This window comes from Bacteroidota bacterium (assembly GCA_016714535.1).
Taxonomy (GTDB): domain Bacteria; phylum Bacteroidota; class Bacteroidia; order AKYH767-A; family OLB10; genus JADKFV01.
The window spans coordinates 514,503-538,984 of the sequence record JADKDR010000002.1; the positions used below are offsets into that span (position 1 = coordinate 514,503).

The following is a 24,482-nucleotide window of genomic DNA, read 5'->3' on the forward strand; positions in this document are numbered from 1 at the left end:
TTTGGGTAATTGAGGGTAAGTGCAAAGTGTGTTGTAATTTCGTGGTCATAATCTTTTGCATATTATTTCCATTTCAGTAAGACCATAATTTATACAAACAATAATTAAGGTTGCTGCAATTAGGATTGCCTTGCAAGCGGTTTTAATTTAAAGTTATTCTGACATGTTTTAGTTGGCGGATATGTTGTACTTCAAAATTTATCGCTCTTCTAAATGGTAATTTTTTTTTCAATCGACCTTGATTTTTACCAGCCAAAGCAGATCTGTTTATAATAGAATTTAAGGCTTAAATAGATATAAGTAACATGTGTTTATATCGGTTTCAGCGATTCAACAAAATAGCCTATGTTTGCCCTTCCGCTTTTATAATCAATAATTATTTTCAGTATGAATATTTCTTCTGTAAAACGTACCGTCACCTTAGGTCAATTTATCATAGAACGCCAGTCCGATTTTCCTTATGCCAAAGGAGAGTTGTCACGGTTGTTACGAGATATTGGTATTGCCGCCAAAATTGTAAACCGCGAAGTAAATAAGGCCGGTCTTATGGATATATTTGGCAATGTAGGAAATACCAATGTACAAGGCGAAGATCAAAAAAAATTGGATGTGTATGCCAATGAGCAATTTATTGCTGCACTGCAATCAGGGGGCGAGTGTTGTGCCATTGCCAGCGAAGAGAATGATGACATTATCCATATAGATAATGCTGTAAGCAAGAATGCGAAGTACGTAGTGGCAATAGATCCCCTTGATGGTAGCTCAAATATCGATGTTAATGTTTCTATAGGAACTATATTTAGCATATACAGACGTGTATCACTTAATGGACCTGCAAGCATGAACGATTTTGTACAACGTGGTACCGATCAGGTTGCAGCAGGATATATTACTTATGGCTCATCAACCATGTTGGTGTATACAACCGGCAAGGGTGTAAATGGATTTACACTTGACCCTAGCATTGGTGAGTTTTGTCTCTCACATCCCGATATGAGTATTCCTAAAACAGGAACTATTTATTCTATTAACGAAGGAAACTATGTGCACTTTCCTGAAGGTGTAAAAAAATATATTAAATACTGCCAGGTAGAAGATGAGGCTACGCAACGACCTTATTCTTCACGTTACATTGGTTCGCTTGTTAGCGATGTTCATCGTAATATTATTAAAGGAGGAATTTACGTTTATCCTTCTACGTTTAAATCGCCTCAAGGAAAACTTCGCCTGTTGTATGAGTGCAATCCCTTAGCTATGATTGTGGAACAAGCCGGTGGCAAAGCTACCGATGGCTTTAAGCGGATTTTGGAGATACAGCCCAAGTCGTTGCATCAGCGCACACCATTGTTTATTGGCAGCATGGAGATGGTGGAAAAGGCAGAAGAGTATATGTTAAAATATTCTTCGCCTCATTAAGAATTGTAATTCAAACATTTTCTCCCAAGAGTTTTTTTTACTATTTACTTTTTAATGCTTTAAGATCATTGAAGTTTATATTATACATAGCAGGCAGATACCTTATTGCAAAAAAATCGCACAATGTTATCAATGTAATTACTTTAATTTCAATTGTCGGTATTGTAGTCAGCACGGCAGGATTGATTATCGTGCTTAGTGTTTTTAATGGCGTTGGCAATCTGGTAATTTCATTGTACGACACCTTTGATCCGGATATGCGCATTACACCATCAACCGGAAAATATTTTACCGTAACCAAAGATGAACTTGCAAACATTAAACGTAACCCAAACATCCGTTTGGTATATGAGGTTATTGAAGATAATGCCCTGGTGCGGTATGGCGATAAACAAAGCATTGCACGTGTAAGAGGAATAGATAGTTTATACGAGCACCACACTGCTATGCATCAAAAAATAATTGATGGAAATTTCTCGTTAAGCAAACACAATTATCAGGAAGCGGTGCTTGGTGCCGGAATTGCCTATTCGTTAAGTTTACATCTTAAAGGACTTAACAACACTTTAGTTCTATATTATCCATCGTCACAAAATATGAGCGATGCACTTAACCCCGATGCATTTGTGCAACAGGTGGTTGTGCCCTCAGGGGTGTTTGCCTTACAACAAGATTTCGATTCCAGGTATATTTTTATTTCGCTCGATGCTGCCAGACAATTGTATAATAAGGAAAATGAAATTACTGCACTTGAGTTTATGTTGATTGACAAAACTGCTGCAGATGATACACGTAAGCAATTACAAAGCATCAATAAAAATTGGGTGATAAAAACACGGCCCGAGTTGCATGATTTTTTATATAAAATAATAACCACCGAGAAAATTGCAGCGTACCTTATTTTAATTCTGATATTGGTTATATCTACGTTTAGTATTATTGGAGCACTTACCATGTTGGTTATAGAAAAGCAAAAAGATATTACCGTGCTGCACAGCATGGGAGCGGGCATTGCACAATTGAAAAAAATATTTTTTACTGAAGGTTTGCTCATTACCCTTTCGGGTGCCGTTGGTGGAATATTTATTGGCTTGATTATTTGCAGCCTTCAACTGTATTTTGGAATAATAAAAATGGGAAGCGAAGAAGAAATGTTTGTAGTGGATGCATACCCTGTTGCCATGCAAAGAAGTGATTTTATAGTCACCTTTATGTTGGTTACTTTTATTGGCACCTTAGCTTCGTTGTATGTTGCCCTTAAACTTATCAATAGAAATATGATTAAAGTACATTTATTAAATACTGCAAATGGATAATAAGTTAATACTAAAGACGTGCATAAGCAGTGCATTTGTGTTGATGTTTATGATTATGGCATGCACCACCAAAACAAAAAAGGTGCACCCGATAGTAAAAGGTTTTGTTTATTTAAACGATAAAACGTTTATGATTGATTCGGCAACTTTTTTTCCGCTCGCAATCAATTACAAAATAGATTTAATAGTTGACAGTGATAAAATTGGCATTGCCCCTTACAAAGGATATTACGATAACGAAAAATTTCCCGATCAGCATATCGACTCCAATAGAAATCGCCTGGAGGCAGATATTGCATTAATTAAGAAATCAGGATTCAATACCATTCGCCTTATTACGCTCGGGCAAACCGAAATTGTAAACAATCAACTATACATACGAACACAGGTAAACAACAATTACGACTCGCTGCTATTATTAACGGATGAGGGTAATTTGAAAAAATATTTTGCCTGTGTGCAACTGGTATTTGATGTACTAAAAAAATATAATATGAAAGCCATAATGCTGGCCGAAACAAAAATAGGAGAGCCACAGGGAGAAGTGTTTCTGCAAAAACTATTTACGAATTTTAGTAACGAAAATACCATCTTAGCTTACGATTTATATAATGAGCCGCTCTATTTTGATTCGGCCAAACATGATAAGAAGCAAGCCATGAATATAGCCATACGATGGCAGCAATTAATTGATACTTATGCGCCCTATCATTTAAGTACCATTGGGCTTGCCAGCAGCCGCGAAGTGCTTAATTGGGATCCAAACGTGATGGCCGTTGACTTCATTTCTTTTCATCCCTATGAATATGAATTAAATCAGGTGTTAAGTGAAATATACTGGTATAGTAAACATATGGAAAAGCCATGGATTATAGGCGAAACAAGTTTGCCGGCCGATGATGACTCCATACCATATGCAGCGCAGAGCGAGTTTGCCTTGAAAACGTATAATCAAGTTTGTAATTGCGGTGGTAGCGGCTACTCATGGTGGCAGTACAAAGATGTAGCATGGGGAGATTTTCATCCAGATTATATGGGAATACTAAACAGAAAGGGAACCACCGTTTCGAACGGCATCACGATGCCGGGCACACTGAAGCCGGTAGCATCCGTTTTTGCATCATTAACAAATAGCAAGAAAAACGCTGCCTGTTTGAAACCCGATAATTATTATTCTTTCTCGCAGCATCCAGATTACTTAACCACCGGCACTATCCACGATGACAAAGATTTGCCTCTGGAAGGCGCCATAATTATTGGATGGAACCATGATTGGAGCAAACTTTTGCATACCTACAGCAAAGCGGACGGAAGCTTCGAGTTAAAAACAAATTTTGAAGTAAAAACGGCAGGCATTTCTGCAACAAAGTTCATGACCATTATTCGCTATGAGGTCTCTTCTTCTTTTGCCTTTATTAATAATCGTCATCTTGATGCCGGAGTTATAAGGTTAGAGCCTTTATCGGTTGACATACTTAATAACTCAATGCGTAATTAGACATGTAACAAATCCTACTTGCACTTATCTTAAATTTTAAAAGCTACTTTAGCACAATGGAAAAAGAAGAGATTATACAGCTTAAAGACATAGCTCGAAGGTACACCATCGGCAAAGAGGAAATTCACGCCTTGCGATCAATAACCACATCCATTTTTAAAAATGAATATGTTGCTTTGATGGGCCCTTCGGGCTCGGGCAAATCTACGCTAATGAATATTATAGGTTGCCTTGATACAGCCTCCGGAGGTACATACATATTGAATAAGCAAGATGTAAGTAATAGAACAGATAATGAGCTTGCTGAAATCCGAAATAAGGAGATTGGTTTTGTTTTTCAAACATTTAATTTATTGCCACGCAGTTCAGCATTAGAAAATGTTGCACTGCCGTTGGTGTACAGTGGTTACCCCAAAGCAAAGCGCGATGAAATGGCCAACATGCGCTTGCCAGTGTAGGCTTGCAGGATAGAATGTTGCACAAACCTAATGAGTTGTCGGGTGGTCATCGGCAACGTGTAGCAGTGGCACGGGCATTGGTTAATTCGCCTTCCATCATCCTGGCCGATGAGCCTACCGGAAATCTTGATTCAAAAACTTCCATCGAAATTATGGGATTGTTTCATGAGATTCATGCTAAAGGCAATACCATCATACTGGTAACCCACGAAGAAGATATTGCACGCCATGCACACCGCATTGTGCGGCTCAAAGATGGGTGTATAGAATCGGATAGCATTAATGAAAACCCAACCGTGTTTTCGGCTATGGTAAATTAATTTTGAATTTACTGTAACTGGTTTATTGGCTAAGTAATTTAAGGTTACTTACTCTTATTGCAACTTTGAGTACTAAACATTTCAAATAAAGGTTATTTCGAAAAATATTTATTTTGCCAATCGAAAATAAATTTATATATACTTCAATTAATCTTTAATAGTGATGGGAGTTAAATTTGTGAGGCAATAGAAAAATTAATTTTTTCCCACACTATTAGAGTATAAATTTCACTTTATTTGTGATAACCACAAATAGAAATGAAACTACTTTCACTTTGTACAATATTCTTGCTTGCTGCATGCATTTCATCGGCTCAGATGTTTATGTCGCGCAATTTTCAAAATGCTTTGAAAAAAAATACACGTAACCTTAACGGTAAGCCCGGTGCTGCCATTTGGCAAAACCATGCAGATTATAAAATTGATGTTTCGTATAAAGACAGCACCATCATCGGCAGCGAAACTATTTCTTATGCCAACAATAGTCCCGATACACTGCATAGTATATGGTTACGGTTATATCAAAATGCCAGATTAAAAAATGCGTTGCAGGTATATGACGAACCCGACTCGTATTTTACCGATGGTATTTTTATTGACATGCTTGTGGTGGAGACTGATACTATACAGGTTGATAACACAGCCATACATCAATCGGGCAACTCAACTAATTATCGCCTAAAATTAAAAACACCTTTGGCTAAGGGCAACAAAGTGGCACTTACTTGTAAGTGGCACTATAAACTAAACACCACTACCGATGCTCCCCGCGAAAGCATAGTTAATGATCGCGCTGCTTTTGTCGCATATTTTTTTCCACGCATTGCGGCTTATGATGATGTGGATGGATGGAACATCATTCCGTTTAACGAGCAAATTGAATTTTATAATGACTTCTGTAATTTTGATGTGCGCATTACCGTAGACCGGCCTAATATGGTTTGGGCCACAGGCGAGCTTGTGAACCCACTTGATGTGTTAGGCACCAAAATTTATTTATGGGAAAAAAGTAAAGAGGCTGACAGCCCTATTGCTATTGTTGATTCGGCTGAAGCCAATGCCAAACAGGAAAGTGAGATAGGAGGTACATCAACATTCCATTTCACGGCCGATAATGTTACTGATTTTGCATTTGGCGTTGCAAAAAATTACTGTTGGTACGGTAGCAGTGTTAAGCTTAATAGTGGCATGCGTGTGCATGTTCAAACAGCATATCATCCCGAAGCAAAAAATTACAGCCACGTTCAAACAATGGCTTGCACCTCCATTGACTATTTCAGTAAGGTAATGCCGGGCATTGAGTATCCCTATCCGCAAATGACATTATTTAATGGATTGGGTCAAATGGAATTTCCAATGATATGTAACGATGTAGAAAACGAAAATCCGGATGATGATATAACGCTTACAACACATGAAGTTAGCCATACCTATATGCCCTTTATGTTGGGTACAAACGAAGGGCGATATGCATGGATGGACGAAGGGTGGGCTGTATTTTTTGAATACATGGCAAGCGTCAATGCATTTAAGTTGAATGATAGCACAGCAACATATCCCGACTATTATGTTGCCCGTTATCGCAACAACAAAAGTATGACCCTCGAGTCGCCAATCATCATGCCCTCCGATTTACTCCTGCCCGATGCATATTCTTTTAATTCATACGGTAAGCCGGCCTCTGCATACTTTGCACTTAGAGATTACCTTGGCGATAGTTTGTTTCGCTATGCCTTGCAACAGTATATAATTACCTGGAATGGTAAGCGACCAACGCCCTGGGATTTTTTCAATTGCTTTAACAATGCCACCAACATGGATTTAAACTGGTTTTGGAAAAACTGGTTTTTCGATTGGGGCTATTTTGATTGGGCAGTATCTGTAACCGATGTAAATACCATTACGCAGCGGGTTAATGTGGAAAACCTGGGAGGCAAATTTACCGCTTGCGATGTGGTTATGGTATACCGTAATGGTGACAACGAAGTACATCACCTTAAGCCAGGTGCTACCAGGCAGTCTTTTGATTCAAAGCAGGGGAGTCGATTAAAAAGTGTATTTTTACATCAGGGCCTTTTTATTGATTGCAATTTAACCAACAATAAATGGGAAGCCAAATAATAAATGAAGCATGAATAATTGGGGTGAGGTTAAATTGAACAAGCAGTTATTAAATGCTATCAACGATTTAGGTTTTAAAGAGCCAACCGAAATACAACGCAGGTGCGTACCGCTCATAATGGGAGGACAAGAGGTAGTAGGAATAGCACCCACAGGCACCGGAAAAACAGCGGCCTTTCTTATTCCACTCATACGTTTGTTGAACTACGCGCAAGGCGATCACCCACGGGTATTAATAATTTTACCTACCCGCGAACTTGCATTGCAACTCGAGAAAAATTTTTTGCAATTAGCTAAGTATACCGATTTGCGAATCGTATCGCTGTTTGGTGCCATAGGCCCCAAACAACAAATTGCCCAATTGCAAAAGGGAACCGATATAGTTACCGGTACACCGGGACGCATTCTTGAGTTGTATAGTCGTGGCGACCTGGTATTAAAAAATGTGCATCATTTTGTGATGGACGAGGCCGAGCGATTGATGGACAAGAGTTTCATGTCGCAGCTACATGCCTTACTGGAAGTGCTGCCACGCAAGCGGCAACATTTATTGTTTAGCGCTACCATGAGTCCGTTGGTACAAAAGATAATGGGCGATTTTATTACTTTCCCAAACATGGTGCATGTAAACCCCGAAGAGCGCACGGCAGCCACCGTTTCACAAACTGCTTACCTTGTGCCTAACCTTAAAACAAAAATCAATTTACTTAGGCACTTGTTTGCAAACGAAATAGAATTTAATAAGGTTATTATTTTTTGCAAATCGAAAGTGAGGGCAACCGCTATTGCCGCTTTTATAGCACGCACTTATGGCAATGCTGCATGTGTGGTAGTGCATGGCAACAAAGCGCAACAATCGCGCATGCATGCCATGCAAAAATTTACTGATAAGCCGGTGCGCTTTCTGGTAACTACCGATGTGGCTTCGCGTGGTATAGATGTAACCTTAGTATCGCATGTTGTAAATTTTGATGTGCCATTGGTGCATGAGGATTATGTGCATCGCATTGGCCGCACAGGCAGGGCCACTAACAGCGGTAAAGCCATTACATTGGTTACCATGGCCGATGAGTATCACTTTCGGAAAATTGAAAAATTGATTAAGCAACAACTACCCTTGATTTCCATTCCGCCCGAAGTATTTATTGAGGATACCGCTTATGCAGAACGACAAGCCATGCTGCGTGAAATTGATTTTCAAAAGAAAAAAGAGAACCCCGAATTTAAGGGCGCGTTTCATGTAAAGAAAAATCCGAAAGCTGTAAAAACTGCAAAGGCTGCAAAGCCAGCTAAAACAACAAAGTCTGCAAGTAAATCAAGCAGCAAAAGGAAAAAGTAAAATCAATTGGCTTTTAGTTCCACCGCCACACACACATCACCAATCATTCCATTTACCGGAGGGTTAAATTTGGTTACCATAACTTTGAGATACGATACATGTTGCAATGTATTTTGTAAGGCTGTGCCAATGCGCCAGGCAACATGCTCAATCAGTTTGGCAGGTTGTTTCATTTCTTTCCGCACCACATCATGTATCAGGGTGTAGTCTACCGTATCTTCCAGTTTGTCCGATTGAAGCGATGCTGCGTTATTAAGCTGCAATTCAATATCTGTTCGGTACCATTGTCCAATTATATTTTCTTCGGGCAGGCAGCCATGGTATGCGTAGCAACGTATATTGTTTATGTATAATGTCATTGGCGGTTATTTGTCATCAAGTATGCATGGGCAAAGGAAACTAATTGCTTCCAAAAAATAAAGCATCTAAAGAAGTTGAGTGCGGTTAAAAAAATAAGGGCAGCGCTATAGCGCTGCCCCGTCTGTTTAATTTTGAACCGGTTTTAGATTTGACTATTTGTTTTCTTTTGCCGAATTTGCTTATTAGCAGTTACTACTAACGGTTGATAATAAATTTTTGCCGAAAGGGATTTATATTGTACAACTGATGAGCAAAAAAAAATTATATAATTTCAAAATTGTGCGGTAAATAATTTTTATGAAAAATGAAAACATAAAGTCATTCAACAAAAAACAATAATTTCAAACGCTTTCAATTGTGCCTTCTATTGGTATCTGTGCAAACCATAGGTATTTGAAAATTTATAGCCCTGGGTTGGTGTCCCTGCCATGTCCAACTGTTAGATAAAGCACAGCATTTTGCTGGTGAATTTGTCCACTATAGCTTGTTTGTTTTTTGAAGCATCATTAAAACGAACTCTCAACTTTTACTCGGTTGGCGTCCCCGCCAACCGCTGTGGAATAACATCTTATTTCTATTTGTAAGATAGTGGACAGAACAAAAAATGTTGCCCTCTTTTTTTGGAGATAAAATATTTCGACTACAACATGCGGTTGGCGGGGACGCCAACCGAGGACAGAAAAATGTAGCGCACTAAAATGCTCAATACTTTTTGTTTTCATGGTGACGAATAAATTTATTTTTACTTCACTATCACCAAAGACTTGTCCTCGGTTGGCGTCCCCGCCAACCGCTGTGGAATAGCCATTTATTTCTCTTTGTTAGATTGTGGACTGAACAAAAAATGTAACCCTCTTTTTTGGGGAGATAAAATATTTCGTCTACAACATGCGGTTGGCGGGGACGCCAACCGAGGACAGAAAAGTAAAACCTTATTTGCGAAAGCTTAACGATTGATGATAAATTTTTGCCGCCAATGTTGGTTGTCGGCTTGTGCATCAATAAAATAAATGCCGGGAGGTAAATCGCTTACCGAAATGGTAGTTTCGCCTCCACTATTTGCATTGATTGTTTTTACTAATTGCATAGTTGTGGAATAAATTTTTAATTCAACTTGCGAATTTACGATTGGAATAATTAGATTGATTAAGTCATTTGCGGGATTGGGAAATAACAAAAATTTACCTGTACTTAAATTTAAATCAGCTATTGAATTAGGAATACTCGAACACATTGTATCAACCACAACTGCAGCACTTAACATTGGCAAATAGTAAACAACTGACTGATTGGCAAAATCAAAATAATCATAAATTACAGAGTCGCAATGCTGCGGATTGGTGCTGCCCCAATAGTTGCTGTCAAGATAAAAATTCTGGTTGCCATATTGTACATTGTTATAAATTTCAATATTTCCAGGATTTAAAAAATTATTATGTTTCATATACAAAAATGAAGGGTTTAAAAACCCACCTCCGTCAAAGAAGATAGTATTTGGTGCAATATTATTTGCAAAATGATTATAAGTAATATGCCATTTCGAAGGCGGTAAACCCATGGGCGGTGTAAAATAACAAATATTACTAGATAAACTAATGTTACTTATAAAAGTATTTTGATAGATATATAAATCATGACCAGTTGGTGTTAAACTAAGCACAGCACCTAAATTGGCTTCAAATAAATTGTGATGGACTTCACCGCTAATGGCACCAAATAAACATGCGCCATAAGTCAATTGATTGTTTACAAATTTATTACAATAACATGTTACAAAACCACCGCAAAAAATTAATGAACTTGTAGTAGAATTTGTCAAATCGTTTGCCAAAAATAAATTGTTAAAAATTTCATTTCGATTGCTCAAACTTCGAATCACATCATTTGGTCCATAATTATTTGTAAATACATTGTTATTTATTTGTCTAGGAAACAACCCATTTTCACTAAAATAAATTGCTCCATTATTCAATTCAAAGGTATCGGTTTGGATTGTTATTTTTGGAAAAAAAGGTGGGTATCTGCAGTTTATCCCATAATCGTTGCAACCTTTGATCAAACTTGAATCAATTGTATAATTGGATTCCCAAGAATAAATTCCTGATGTATTGCTTGAAACTATTTTACAATAAGTAAAGTATGGCGCAGAACGTTCAATATGAATTGCACCATAACCTATTCCCCCTGCATAAAGCACGTTACAATATTTCATAATACTACCTGATTGGTATTTGCCCATAAAGTCAAAAACAGCATCGATGCATGTATCAGCAAAATGTATTTTGGCCCAATCACCTTTTTGTGGGTTTGCCTGATTAGAAGTAAAAGTAATCTGGTCTTCAAAGGTTCCAATTGCAATAAGTTCACCATCAATTTGCAGTGCCTTGTCGGTTTCAAATTTAACTATTACACCCGGTTCTATTGTTAGAGTATTGCCGTGAGTTAACAGCGCATTACCATTTACAATATAAGGATTTCCAGCAACACTCCAAGTTGTATTTGTTGAAATAAAGCCACTGATAAATGTTTGTGCAAAGGAATTTATGTACATAATAAAACAAAAACAAATAAGCAAACAAGTTTTAGTTTTCATCTTTTTCATTTTAAATAATATTGTTGGAAAGATAGCAATATCTATTGAATAAATATTATTTCGTAAGATAAAATTCTTTCCATTTAATATTGTAAGGAAAGCAGGCCGAAAACTCATATCTTTTTATCCTCGGTTGGTGTCCCCGCCAAACGCTATGGAATAAAAATAAATTCTTTGTTAACTACGCAAATATACCTACTCAAAATACATCAAATTGAGTATTTCAACTAAATTAATTTACCGTTTCTTCGCACTACAAAATTAACGCTCACAAATAATAAAATTTTAAATACAAAAACAGATGATGAAAGGAATCGGTTTATTGATGATGCTTATCGGGATGATAGGCACATCGTTTGCACAATTGCGGAACTTAAATGTATCGCCTTCCAATGCAGACAAAGTACAAAAAGTAGAAATACAAAAAGTACAAAACGCGCATTATTGTTATAGCCATGAATATATGCTGCAACAAATGTCGCAAAACCCCGACATGATGAAGGAGCAACAAAAGTTAGAAAAAGAAACAGAACGTCTTAGCCGCTTGACCAACGAAAACGAAAATCAAAAGCAAGCTGTAATTACCATACCTGTTGTGTTTCACGTTTTGTATAATTCAACTTACGAGAATATTTCGGACCAACAAATACAATCGCAAATAGACCAATGGAATCGCGATTTCAATAGAGCCAATTGGGATTCGGTTTATATTCCTTCGGTATTCAAGAGTAAATACACAAACATGAATATAAAATTTTGCCTGGCAAATCGCACACCGGGTGGCGCACCTTCGAAAGGAATTATTCGTAAATCAACAACAAAAACAACATGGACAACAGGCGATGCGGCCATTAAACGGTCGGCACAAGGTGGTGATGATGCATGGAATAGAGACAACTATTTAAACGTATGGGTGGTAGGTGCTCTATCGGGCAATGTGTTGGCTTATGCCACGTTTCCGGGAGGCCCCGCTGCCGATGATGGCATTGTTTCGTGGAACGAATGTTTGGGTACAACAGGCACGGTAGGTTACCCATATACACTAGGTAAAGTGCTCACGCACGAAGTAGGGCATTGGCTAAACCTCCGCCATATTTGGGGCGATGATGGTGGTGCATGTACAGGTAGCGATCAAGTGGGCGATACACCAAATGCATGGGATGCAAATTATGGCGATCCTACCTTTCCACATGTTACGTGTAGCAATGGCCCTAATGGCGATATGTACATGAACCATATGGATTATGTAAACGACCAAACAAAAATCATGTTTACCACCGGGCAAAAAACACGCGCCACCTCAGCATTAAATACTACACGTGTTGCCATACAAACATCTAACGGTTGTGTGGCACCAAATGCAAATGCGTTTAGCGTACCCGCTGGAATTTTAGCTCGTGGTGTAAACGAAAATAGTGCGAGCATTTGGTGGAATACAGTTGCCGGTGCTGCAAGTTTCGAAGTGCAATATCGTAAGAATGGCACTACTGCATGGACTACAAAAACGGCAGCACAAATTAATTATCGCATTAGTGGTTTAACAGTCGCCACAAAATACGATTACCGCCTTCGTGCAATTTATGCAAATGGCAACAGTGCTTATTCTGCAATAAAAACTTTTACTACCGCATCGAACTCTGCATGCAATGGCGACCCATTTGAGTTTAATGATACCTACCACACCCCTTGCCCAATCAATAGCGGAAAAAATTATTATGCCAAATTATCGGCAACCGATATGTACGATTGGTATATTGTAAAAAGCGATGCCAGCAAACCTTATATACGCATTACACTTTCGAACTTGCAACAAGATTATGACCTGCAAGCAAACCTGGCCAGTGGTACTTTTTTGGCATCATCTACAAACTCCGGTACTACAAACGATGTTGTAAATTTGGCTGGCGCATCGGGCGAATATTTTCTTGTAAATGTAAATATAGGAGCCAACTTGGTTAGCACAGCTTGCTATAAATTAATAGTGGAATATAAGGCTACTCCATTCTTAGCTAATGATGATGATATTCGCCTTCAAGAGCCATCGAACGAAGCAATTGTAAAAGTTGATATGATGCCGAATCCTGCGAGTAACGAAGCACACCTGAATATACTTACAAATGAAAATATTGATATAGCTATAAGTGTGATTGACAATTTGGGTAAAGTAGTGTATGCAAATAATACCGTTGCAATAGAAGGAGAAAACCTTATCGAACTTCCTGTAAATGAATTTACAAATGGCTTGTATCAAGTAATTGTTTCGGGAAATAATTTTACCGAAATGAAAAAACTTATAGTGAACAAAAACAATTAATACGAAAAAATATTTCGACATTTTATTTCACATTTTTTTAATAAGTACAGTCAGCAATGGCTGTACTTTTTTTCTCTTGATGGCGTTAGCGCTAACCATCTTTAGTCTTTCATCCTTGGTGGGCGGGGATGCAATCCGTGAGTAGAATTTAATAGAAATAAAAATTGATAGTGACCGCTTTCAAAATAAAATTACTTCTCTTTCCATTCCTGCGCATCGGGTTCTACGTATAACCATTTCACTTCGGGGCTGCCACTTCTTATTTCGTGTTCAAGTTTGTTTATTAGTTTGCTTAACTCGAGTGCTGTAAAATTATGTGCACATTTTATTTTCATACACATCATTACTTCGCCCGGCCCTTGTTGTATAGTAATGCAGTTTATTAGTTTTATTACTTCGGCATGTTTTTGTAAAATATCATTTACCGATTGTAATATTTCGTCACTTGCACTTTCACCTATGAGTAAAGATTTCACCTCGACCGATAAAAAAATGGCTACACAAATTAATATCACACCAATACAAAATGAGCCCGCAGCATCGTAACGGCTATCGCCTGTGTAATATGAAGCAAGCATGGCAACAAGCGCCACTATTAAACCAAAAACAGCAGCAGAGTTTTCGCCAAACACTACTACCAGATCACTATCCTTAGTGGCGCGCAGGTATTTCATAAAACTTAACTTGCCACGTATTACATTCATTTCAACAATGTTCGAATACATGGCATAACTTTCGAGCAAGAGCGAAAAAAATAAAATTCCTATGCCCCATGATACATGCTGAATTGGTTCGGGCATATTAAATTTGTGTATGCCTTCGTAAATGGAAAACATACCTCCTATCGAAAATAAAAGCATGGCTACCATAAACGACCAAAAATATATTGCACGACCTTGCCCAAGTGGATGCCTTGCTGTTGCTGCCTTTTGCGACTGTCTTACTCCTACCAGCAAAAGTATTTGATTGGCACAATCGGAAAACGAATGAATTGCCTCGGCCAGCATTGCACCAGAGTGGGTCATAAACGCAGCAACGGATTTTGATATGGCTATTAGCAGATTTACCACCAAACTTTGAATGATGTGCGATGATTTGTTTTGTGGTTTTTTTGACATAATATTTTACAAAGAATAAAAGTAAAGTAAATATAAATTTCTTGCATAAAACTTTCTAAGTGTGTGTCTGATTTTTTTGTAGCGATTTGTCCTCGATTTGTCCTCGGTTGGCGTCCCCGCCAACCGCTGTGGAATACCAATTTATTTCTGTTTGTTAGATTGTGGACTGAACAAAAATGTAACCCTCACTTTTTTGGATATAAAATATTTCGTCTACAACGTGCATTTGACGAGGACGCCAACCAAGGACAGAAAAATTTAAATCAGCTTTTACTGATTCAAAATTTACCTTCGGTTGTTGTGGACCACTGGCGAGGAAAAAAATCCAAAAAAAAAGAGCGACAACAAAACTGTGTCGCTCTTTTTAAAAATTGCCTAACGGTTGATAATAAATTTTTGCCGCCAATGTTGGTTGTCAGATTGTGCATCGATAAAATAAATGCCGGGCGGTAAATCAGCAGTTGAAATTGTGTTTTCAATTCCGCTTTCAAAATTCAAAGTTTTAATCAACTGCATGGTGCTGTTGTAAATTTTGAAAGTTGTTTTTGAATCACCATTATTTATTTTGATGGTAATGAAATCGTTGGCAGGATTTGGATAAATGTTGAAACCATTATCATCAAAGTTATTGTTGTTTTCTCCTGCTATTTTTGACAACGTTTCGCATGTGTTTGATAAGTTGCTTATGCGCATCAGAACTGCACTACCTGTATGTGCAATAAATCCTGTTGTGTTAATTAGGGTTGGACTTATCACAATCTCATTACCAGATTCAAAGTAACCTAAACCACTGCTGCTTATTTCAACTGGGCCGACAGCTGAATTAATATAGACTGAATTAATGCCAAGCACTTTAATATAACTGAAGGGGAATCCGACTCCCACTGCTATTGCATTAAATGGATAGGTTTCTTCCATGCACGATGTGCCAGCAATGTAAGTTGCTATTTCAGTGAGTGTTTGATTCAGCCAGCAGAGCAGGCTGAGGGAACGATTGGACACATGATTGCTCCATTGCATGAGAAATCATGAAAACCGCCAAAATTATGGCCTAACTCATGGGCTGAAAGGTTAACACATAAACTGAATGGCGAACGGTGCAATACGACACTATAGTAGTCGCTACTACAAACGGCTTCATTAGAGGCATAACCAATAGTATTACCTATAAGTACAATGTTTGAAAACATGTGCGTTACATCACGGTCAATGTTTGAGCGGTTATTATCCCACCAGTTGGTAAACTCAGATTTTAAATCTTGCACGGTAGTTCCGGTATATGGGTCGTTAACGGTGGTCCAAATCTGTTGGTACACAATAATAAATTTCATGTAAAACCCCTGCTGATATAAAGACCTTCAACCTGGTTAAGTATAGTACGGATGCGATTCAATGTTACAGCAGCACTAGCAAAAGTCTGGTAATACTCATAATCAGCCTCGGTAGCAATTTCTGCAAAGTAGCAATTGCCGGTTTGCATTTTATTTAAGACGTCCTTTTTATTATCCCACCTTTGCTTCTCCTGTTTTACTTCATCAGCCGCACAACCGTAAGTGTTATTAGGTTTTACATCAGCCGCATCATAAATCACAAAGAGATTCGCAGGAGCATTCGGGTTAAAATTTTTAAGCGGCTCACAATAAAACTGCTGTCCATTTTGAATGATATAACCTTCAAATGTGTTTTCATCAATAGTTAGACGAACTATGTTTCCGGCTTTGTCGTCAGTTATTCCTTTATACGTATTAGCAATTGCCTGAGGTATTTCTTCCGGACCATGGTCTGTCATTGCTATGGCTTTAAAACTTTTACCGCGCATGTCGTTCAACTCTAATTGCAGTGCAAATTTCCGGTCACTTAATTCCAAACCGAAATTGATTTTAGCGCTACATTGATTTACATAGTTTGATATTTCAGTCAATGGTATTTCACAAACAGTATATTTGTTGAAATACTTTTCAAGCGACCTGCTGTATTCTGTGTCAATTTTCTTTAAACTGAAATCTTTGCTCCAACCCGAAAAAACAGCTAGTAACAAAAGAGCGAGCAGTTTGTATTTTATCTTATTCATTTTACTTATAGTTTAATTTGTTAAAACGATGATTTACTTTTGAGACTTTAGTTGATTAACCTGCTTTTGCAAATCAATAACGTACAAAGTCAACTCTTCAATTTTCTTTATCATCTGTGCAGATGTTTTTCCTATTTCCAATCCTTCGCTTTCGATAATTGCACCCGGAGTAACATCAGGCAAGTGTTTGTTTTCTTTTATAAATTCTTCTACCGATTTTAATGATGGAAGTTTATAATCATCAGCAAAAACATAATCGCACCAGCCTGTTGCTACACGTACTTCTTTGGCTCGCATGGTGCCGCATACATCTAATTTATATGCAGGGTTTGCTGTGCCTATTCCGACATTATTGTTTAAATCAGCTATGATAACATTGGACGATGTATTTCCTCCTCTGATATATGTGTTTTCATTAAGTCCTACATGACAAAAGTGAGATGCAAACCCTGTATTGCTGCCCCAGAAACTTGCAGTTGCGGTTAATCCAGCCTTAGGACCAACATCTAATGAGGCTGATTTAAATACGCTATTAATACCCACTTGACCCTCGGGAAAGATAAATAATCCCGTTGTTCCAACTATAGCTTGGTCTGCGCCAGTTGCATTACTAGATGTATTAAAGAACATCACTCCCGATTGAAGGGTCAACCGAAATATTTCCTCCAAAACCAGAACTTAACGGCTTCCAGACGTTTGATGCAACGTATGAATTGAATCCGATACCTGGCCAGTTCTGAACCAAGGAAATCCCTGTAGAGCCTTGTCCAAAAATTGCTGTTGTTTTTCCAACATTGCCTTCAACAACCAACTTTGCTCTACTTGGGTCTTCAGTGCCTATGCCTACATTACCTGCCTTGAATAAACCAAAAGCATCCGCAATTATTACATTCCCGGGCGTTCCTGAATTTGGTTCATATGCTGATAATTCAAGATCGTTTCCACTTTGTTTTATCACAGATGCGTTTGTACTGCCTAATAACAAATACCCTGTCGGTAGCGTTACAAAATTACTGCTATTTGCATGGGGAAATTTGTTGTAGTACCCACTTTGGATGCAGCACCTACGGCATTGCCGCCTACATTCCAGGTTTGTGCTTGTGTTGCCATCATTGTGGCAACTGTTGCGATGCATGTTAATGCAATTGTTTTTAATTTCATTTTTTTAATAATTTAAATTATTAGTATTTTTTTGTTTGTGTTAATTAACGGCAGCAAACTTACAGTGGGTGTTTAGTAAAAAAAACCCCATAAACATGTGGGGGGAATACCCTTGCTTTTAGAAATTAGAAATTAAGAATTGGGGATGAGAAATTGGGGATTGGGGATGAGAAATTAAGAATGAGAAATTAAGAATTGGGGATGAGAAATTGGGGATTGGAAAATAAGAATTGGGGATTGGGGATGAGAAATTAAGAATTAGAATTTAAGAATTGGGGATGAGAAATTTCGCAAGACTAAACATACTAGCCTGATGGAACACTGCTCACGCTGATACAACGGATGAGTGCGGATTTTTTAAATCTTTTTAAATCAGTTTCATCTGTGTTCTACTTTTTTTGCGAAGAAAAATAAATTAATGAATCCACATTTGTACAATCATAAAACCAATTCAACAACAGTCCCCTGCCCTATCACGCTTTCAATTTTCAATTTGCCCTTCATTTCTTCGGCCCGGTGTTGCATATTGGTCAATCCTCCGCGATGTCTTAATTCATTGATGTTGAAGCCTGCACCATTGTCTTCTATTTTCATGTGGATATGTGCATTATCGAAAGTCAAACTTAGTTTTGCTTGTGTTGCGCCCGAATATTTTGCAAGATTATTTACTGCTTCTTTAAATATTAAATACAAATTGGATTTCGTTTCGAGTGTAAGTTTGTAGTTTATTTTTTCGGCAGGAAAATCCATTTCAAAATTTATTTTTTTAGCTTCGAGTAAGGAGGTTGCATACTCACGCATGCGGCTCAATACTTCTTCCATTGTATCGTTGGTTGGTTTTATATTCCAAATAATATCGTTCATGTTTGTAAGCAAGCGTTGGCTGCGTTCATTTATTTTTTCAAGGGTGTTGTTTGTTTTTTCATTATCGGTTTGTTGCAAGTTATTTTGTGCTGTTCGGCTTAAAATATTTATGCTGCTGAGTGTGCTGCCAATGTCATCGTGCAGGTCGCGGCTTAGTTTGTTGCGTATGGCATAAATCCTTTCTATTTGTTGCAATCGAATGCGAATAAACTGCCACACTACAGCAATCACCATTAAGCTACATAATAAATAAAACCACCATGTTTGATAATAGGCATGTTCAATTGTAAAATGATAATTTACTGGTAGTCCCCAAACGCCATCATTATTTTTTGTTGTTACGTTAAAAATATATTCACCAGGTAATAAATTTGAAAAATTAATTTGGCGTTGATATTCCAGTACATGCCATTTAGTATCAATAGGTTTAAGCTGATAGTAAAATTTATTGTAAGAACCATCCGATAAATTGAGTGCTCCAAAGTTGAATTGAAAATTATTTTCCGTGTTTTCAAAAAGTGTATCTCGCTTAATTGCAATTGGTTTTTGATTTACATAGATTGCTTCAAAATATGTTTTCGATTTTCTATTGTTGGTGTAAAGCGATTCGGGATTGAATAAGAGGTAACCACTGTTGTGATTAATATACATTCGATGCATCAATGAATCATAAAATGCATAATCAATTTGTAATTGATTTACCGTGTTGTCATTTTTAAAGTTATTAAATTTACCTGTAATAGTGTTCAACATAAATAAACCGCTATTAGTACCAACCCACAAATTATTTCTGTTATCAAAAGCAATTGCCGAAGTATTTGAATTTTCCAATCCTTCAGCTTTATCATATTGTATGTAAGTATTATTTTGCAGATTGTACCTAACAATGCCATTAATTGTCGCCAGCCAAATGTTGCTACTGCTGCCTGCAATCATGGTATATATTGGGCCTCTATATGGTTCAAAATTATTCTGAACATTGGATGCATGTACTTCTGATATTATATCTGTTGATGCATCCCATATACAAAGTTTATTTTGAATTTGATTATTGGCAAATGCAATGTGGTGCTTATCAATTTCTACTATGGACATGGCATTGCGAATTGGCAAATAGCGAGCATCAGTTGGTGCATAATTATATTGGCTAAAATGTTTGGTCTCCTTTGTAATTATATTGTAGCGGTACAATCCCTTACCACCACCAAGCCCCATCCATACATTATTGTGTTGGTCTTTCAATAACCCCCAACATACATGTTGACTTACAGAATCAGGTATGTATTTACATGGCTCAAAATAATTTCCCTTTCTATAAAATGAAAATATACCATGCCATGTTGATATTAAATATTCATTGCAGTTTATTTCAATTGCATTGATTATGTCGCTGGTTTCAAATGGCGTTTGGTATTTGCCGGATAGTTGATTGTTACTTGCAATAAATAAAATAGTGGAGCCATTCTCTGCGAAAATAATTTTTTCATTTTCGGTGTTTGCCAATATTTTTTTGATGCGAATATTGTTTGCCACTATTTGATTTTTCGTATCAGCTTGAAATTTATTTATTCCATTTGTAATTTTAAATAAACCGCGATGTGTTCCAATCCAAATATTATTTTCGCTATCGCGCAAAATGCTACTACACTGATTTAATTCAGCGTTATTTTCTTTAGCAATTAAATACAATTTTTTACTGCCGGTTTTAAAATTATAAAACAGCATGCCACTGCCTGTTGCTGACAGTATGCTTTGCTTGCCAACCTTTATTAATTCATTTATTTGTGAATTATCTCCACAATACTTACAAGTGTCATTAATAATTATTTGATATAATATTTTATTTTCATTATCGCTAAATGATAAGTTACTCTGCCATATTGTTTTAAATACAAGGCTATCTCTACAAAAGGATTGGTTGGTAGTTTGCTGGTATTTGTACGCCTCCTGGTCAGTGCCCGGTATTAAATCTATATTGCTTAATGAATAATTTGCTAAATCTAAATATTGATAGCCCCCGTTAGCTTGAATTTGCAACTTCTTGTTGTTTAAAATTCGCAAATTTTTAGTGCCAAAATAAAATCTGTTATTGGTCTTCTTCAGGTATGTGTAATCAATTGTGTGTAGCAGCTTTAAGTCACTATTGTATAAAGAAAAAGTAAAATCGGTAATTAAAGCAAAGTAGTTTTCCACTTTATAAAAGCCCATATTTGCCTTTAAATTCGGAATCCTAAAATTATCAAACAAATAATTATTTTCAAACTTCTCTGTTTTTAAATTTAAAACCGAAATGCCTTGCAGGCTACCAATTAGTAAGTAGTGCCGGTATTGTGTAATTGAAATAATATAATTATCAATAAGCGAGTTTTCGAAGTTTGGGATGCGGGCAAAATATTTTTTAAAGGTGGTACCGTCAAATCTATTTAAACCATTGCTAGTACCCACCCATAAAAAGCCGGCAGTGTCTTGATACAAAACACAAATACCATTTGACGATAGTCCATCAAGGTCGGTATAGCTTTTATAATTTATTTGTGTGGGAGCAATATCATTGTCGAAAATGGTTTGTCCAATACTACAATAATTAATAAGTAAAAAAAGCAAGAAGGAAAAAACGGCCTTCTTGCTTTCTTGCATCAGTAATAATATTTTACATTTTGATTTACTCACTGTTGCATTGTCAAATAATTTTTTTGAAAAATAGTTTATTTTTAAATGAGTACTGCGTATGGTTGGTGTATTTTTTTAATAACCTCTTTTGATGATTAAGTTATAGTCAAATTATTGTACTATCAGTTTTTCTGTTTTCAATATCTCATTGTCATTAAGCAGTTGCACTATGTAAGTTCCTTTGCTTAATAATTGCGCATCAAATGTAAAAGTTGATGAATTGTTTGAAGCATAAAACGAGCGCACTAATTTTCCTGCACCATCAATTATTTTGATTGTAAGGTTTTGCAATTTCTCATTTCCTGAAATGGTTATTTGCGCTTCTCCATTTGTTGGGTTTGGTGCTATTTGAATTTGTAATGAGTTATTTTCAATATAGCTTTTGTTCTCGTTATCATTTTTATCACAAAGCACATTCAAGCATTGTTGCATTTGCTGAATTGTTTTTTCAAGTGATGAAACTTTGTTTTTTAGTTCGGAGTTTTCTTTGTCAACTTCCTGAACAGCTTTTACAAGGCTTGGTACAAACTGTGAATAAGCAATGCTGTAATTATCTGTTGGGTTTGTGGGAGCATTTACTCCATCAAACTGATAGCCGATTTCCTTTGCAGTAGCTTCTACTTCTTGTGCAATAAAACCTGTTTGAATATTTTTCTTGGCTGCTGCAATTGCATTTGCATCGGGATAATAATGACTTGCAATGCTATCTGGCATTTGTGATGTAATGTGATGATTCAATTTATCCACATCAACAACATAAGTTACCGGACGCAACGCATTTATAAATTCCAAACCGGGTACATTTTCTTTTACATCTTCTTTAAAACGACCATCACTTAAATTGCTCCAGGGCTTGTAACCGCCTATGACCATTGTAGCAATACCGCTTGCGCCTATTACAATTTTATTGTCGGCATTAGAAAGAGCAGAGTGTCCGAATGAAGATGATCCATTAGCTGGCACGCCAGTCACCTAAAATTGTAACTTCTGTTTGTTAAGATAGCATTATAACCTACACAGGTATTACTATTTCCAGTCGTAGTATTTAAATACATTGCCAAGTGCAGTGTTATAACTTCCATCAATATTAATGTCCAAGGTATAAGACCCAAAAGCACTATTGCGACTACCACTTGTATTGAGGTAAAGAGCATTAATGCCGTTTGCAACATTCCCACCTCCATTAGTATTTGAAAATAATGCAGCATATCCCCCAGCAGTATTTGTGTTACCAATCGTATTGGAGTATAGCGCATCCTTTCCTAAAGCTGTATTGTAAGTGCCAACGGTATTAAAAATCAAACATCCATTCCAATAGCGTGTATTACCAGTGGTCCTAGATTGTAGCAAAAGGCCCAGCTGTATTCCAATACTATGTTTTGTAATGAATATGCCCGCAATTGTGTTTTGACCTGGTATTATACGGAGCGCAAAAGTTCCAAGCCACATTTGAAAACCCAGTTGAGTTGGAATATAAGGATAGATAGCCCATAGCAGAATTATATCCTCCGGTTGCATTCGAAGACAATGCCCCGGTGCCGAATGCTGAATTATTAATTCCTGTAGTATTGCCATAAAGGGCACTGCTACCATTAGCTGTATTGTTAAAGCCGGTGGTATTGGATTGTAATGCATAACTGCCAGTTGCTGAATTAGAGTATCCTGTTGTATTATTATAAAGGCTATAAAATCCTGTTGCCGTATTTTCGTTGGCTGTAGTATTCGCATTTAAAGCATATTTGCCTACCGCTGTATTTCCTGCACCTGTAGTATTGCTATACAATGCATCACTGCCCAAAGCGGTATTGTCATTTGCTGTATTATAGCGCAATGCCTGATTGCCTATTGCTGTGTTACTTGTGCCAATACTGTTTGTTGCTAAAGCATAGTAACCGATACCAATATTGTAATCTGCCGTAGTATTACCTTGTAAGGCTGCCTGTCCCATAGCTATATTCCAGTTGCCCGTACTATTAAAACCCATTGCATTTATTCCTAATGCAATATTGCTTGAGCCACTTGTGTTTGAATAAAGTGAGCTACTTCCAATTGCAATATTGCTTTCGCCAATAGAATTTGAATAAAGTGAGTTAGTTCCAAGCCCGGTGTTATAGTTTCCTGTGGTATTATTAAATAATGCATTATTACCCACAGCAGTATTTGAAACTCCAGTTGTACTATTAAGTAAAGCCCCATAACCAAATGCAGAATTAAAATTACCATTCTGATTGCTTTGCAATGAGTTACTTCCTACAGCAGTGTTTTGATAACCAACAGTGTTATTTAACATACTATAAGTTCCTACTGCTGTGTTGTAACCCGCTGTTGTATTTAATTTCAAAGTATTGTATCCAACAGCTGTGTTGTTATAATTTGCGTTGCTCATCAATGCCTGATAGCCATAGCTTGTATTTGCCGTAGTATTTGAAGACAATATACCCGCTAATTGATTATTGGTTTTCAAAATAAAGCTTGCCGTATCAGTAGTTCCAATAAAATTAACACCTGAGTTAGTACCTGCATTTCCTTTTAAGCCCCAACCGGCAGTAGTTTTTAATGCTGTCCATGCTGTGCCTGAATAATAATAAAATCCGGGAGTGTTAGTAGTTTGATAAATCAATAAACCTGTTGCAGGTGATGCTATGGCATTGCGTTGTGTAGATGTCATACGCGGAATCAGCATTCCCTTTGAAGTTGATTTTATTTCTAACAAGCTTGATGCAGCAGGAGCATTGGTTCCAATACCTGCACTACCATTTGCAGGAAATGTGTTTTGAGCATAAACGCTTATTTGTACAAAAAGCATAATTATTAAAATGCCTGAGAAATATTTTTTCATTTTTATTTAGTTTTTATTTTTATA

At 37.1% G+C, this 24,482-nt stretch carries 19 protein-coding genes and 1 pseudogene; 7 read left to right on the forward strand and 13 right to left on the reverse strand.

The features are described from left to right. The first annotated feature begins 387 nt into the window (after nt 1–387). From fbp to IPO27_05225, 6 genes and pseudogenes are all read left to right on the forward strand, one after another. On the forward strand, nt 388–1,416 hold the full coding sequence (gene fbp, locus IPO27_05200) for a class 1 fructose-bisphosphatase (protein ID MBK8845990.1): 1,029 nt from the start codon (nt 388–390) through the stop codon (nt 1,414–1,416). Between the two features lie 68 nt (nt 1,417–1,484). Beyond that, a complete protein-coding gene (locus IPO27_05205) occupies nt 1,485–2,732 on the forward strand; it encodes an ABC transporter permease (protein ID MBK8845991.1) in 1,248 nt (415 codons plus the stop codon). Continuing rightward, the gene (locus tag IPO27_05210) at nt 2,725–4,230 is read left to right on the forward strand and encodes a hypothetical protein (GenBank protein MBK8845992.1); all 1,506 of its coding nucleotides are present in this window, start codon (nt 2,725–2,727) and stop codon (nt 4,228–4,230) included. Before IPO27_05205 ends, IPO27_05210 begins: the two co-directional genes overlap by 8 nt. 71 nt (nt 4,231–4,301) lie before the next feature. Continuing rightward, nucleotides 4,302–5,008: pseudogene (locus IPO27_05215) on the forward strand (ABC transporter ATP-binding protein). Between the two features lie 258 nt (nt 5,009–5,266). Then, nucleotides 5,267–7,129, forward strand: a complete 1,863-nt coding sequence (locus IPO27_05220; GenBank protein MBK8845993.1) for a M1 family metallopeptidase — start codon at nt 5,267–5,269, stop codon at nt 7,127–7,129. A 10-nt stretch (nt 7,130–7,139) separates the two neighbouring features. Then, nucleotides 7,140–8,468, forward strand: coding sequence for a DEAD/DEAH box helicase (locus IPO27_05225; protein MBK8845994.1), 1,329 nt, complete (start codon nt 7,140–7,142; stop codon nt 8,466–8,468). A 2-nt stretch (nt 8,469–8,470) separates the two neighbouring features. Here IPO27_05225 and folB read toward each other — a convergent pair whose 3' ends face one another. Together folB and IPO27_05235 are read right to left on the reverse strand one after the other, a co-directional pair. Beyond that, nucleotides 8,471–8,827 (reverse strand): dihydroneopterin aldolase, encoded by a 357-nt coding sequence (gene folB, locus IPO27_05230; GenBank protein ID MBK8845995.1) that lies wholly within the window; start codon nt 8,825–8,827, stop codon nt 8,471–8,473. A gap of 947 nt (nt 8,828–9,774) precedes the next feature. Further along, nucleotides 9,775–11,421 (reverse strand): T9SS type A sorting domain-containing protein, encoded by a 1,647-nt coding sequence (locus IPO27_05235; protein ID MBK8845996.1) that lies wholly within the window; start codon nt 11,419–11,421, stop codon nt 9,775–9,777. A gap of 301 nt (nt 11,422–11,722) precedes the next feature. Between IPO27_05235 and IPO27_05240 the strand changes: the two genes are divergently transcribed. Further along, nucleotides 11,723–13,735 (forward strand): T9SS type A sorting domain-containing protein, encoded by a 2,013-nt coding sequence (locus tag IPO27_05240; protein MBK8845997.1) that lies wholly within the window; start codon nt 11,723–11,725, stop codon nt 13,733–13,735. A 191-nt stretch (nt 13,736–13,926) separates the two neighbouring features. Here the strand turns inward: IPO27_05240 and IPO27_05245 are convergent, their stop codons facing one another. The 11 genes from IPO27_05245 to IPO27_05295 all read right to left on the reverse strand — a co-directional run bounded on the left by IPO27_05245 (nt 13,927) and on the right by IPO27_05295 (nt 24,458). Further along, the gene (locus IPO27_05245; GenBank protein ID MBK8845998.1) at nt 13,927–14,853 is read right to left on the reverse strand and encodes a cation diffusion facilitator family transporter; all 927 of its coding nucleotides are present in this window, start codon (nt 14,851–14,853) and stop codon (nt 13,927–13,929) included. A 375-nt stretch (nt 14,854–15,228) separates the two neighbouring features. Further along, complete coding sequence (locus IPO27_05250; GenBank protein ID MBK8845999.1) at nt 15,229–15,771, reverse strand: T9SS type A sorting domain-containing protein; 543 nt, start codon at nt 15,769–15,771, stop codon at nt 15,229–15,231. 47 nt (nt 15,772–15,818) lie between these two features. Further along, a complete protein-coding gene (locus IPO27_05255; GenBank protein MBK8846000.1) occupies nt 15,819–16,184 on the reverse strand; it encodes a hypothetical protein in 366 nt (121 codons plus the stop codon). Next, nucleotides 16,181–16,924, reverse strand: coding sequence for a hypothetical protein (locus IPO27_05260; GenBank protein MBK8846001.1), 744 nt, complete (start codon nt 16,922–16,924; stop codon nt 16,181–16,183). The genes IPO27_05255 and IPO27_05260 overlap by 4 nt, the downstream gene beginning before the upstream one ends. Before the next feature lie 33 nt (nt 16,925–16,957). Next, nucleotides 16,958–17,575, reverse strand: a complete 618-nt coding sequence (locus IPO27_05265) for a hypothetical protein (protein MBK8846002.1) — start codon at nt 17,573–17,575, stop codon at nt 16,958–16,960. After that, a complete protein-coding gene (locus tag IPO27_05270; protein MBK8846003.1) occupies nt 17,544–17,882 on the reverse strand; it encodes a hypothetical protein in 339 nt (112 codons plus the stop codon). Before IPO27_05270 ends, IPO27_05265 begins: the two co-directional genes overlap by 32 nt. Nucleotides 17,883–17,926: 44 nt before the next feature. Further along, nucleotides 17,927–18,085, reverse strand: a complete 159-nt coding sequence (locus IPO27_05275; protein ID MBK8846004.1) for a hypothetical protein — start codon at nt 18,083–18,085, stop codon at nt 17,927–17,929. Between the two features lie 438 nt (nt 18,086–18,523). Next, nucleotides 18,524–21,586, reverse strand: coding sequence for a hypothetical protein (locus IPO27_05280; GenBank protein MBK8846005.1), 3,063 nt, complete (start codon nt 21,584–21,586; stop codon nt 18,524–18,526). A 144-nt stretch (nt 21,587–21,730) separates the two neighbouring features. Then, complete coding sequence (locus IPO27_05285) at nt 21,731–22,591, reverse strand: T9SS type A sorting domain-containing protein (protein MBK8846006.1); 861 nt, start codon at nt 22,589–22,591, stop codon at nt 21,731–21,733. Nucleotides 22,592–22,645: 54 nt separating this feature from the next. Next, nucleotides 22,646–22,969 carry a hypothetical protein gene (locus tag IPO27_05290; protein MBK8846007.1) on the reverse strand — a complete coding sequence of 108 codons (324 nt, stop codon included), beginning with the start codon at nt 22,967–22,969 and terminating at the stop codon, nt 22,646–22,648. Between the two features lie 22 nt (nt 22,970–22,991). After that, nucleotides 22,992–24,458, reverse strand: a complete 1,467-nt coding sequence (locus IPO27_05295; GenBank protein MBK8846008.1) for a hypothetical protein — start codon at nt 24,456–24,458, stop codon at nt 22,992–22,994. Between the last annotated feature and the right edge of the window lie 24 nt (nt 24,459–24,482).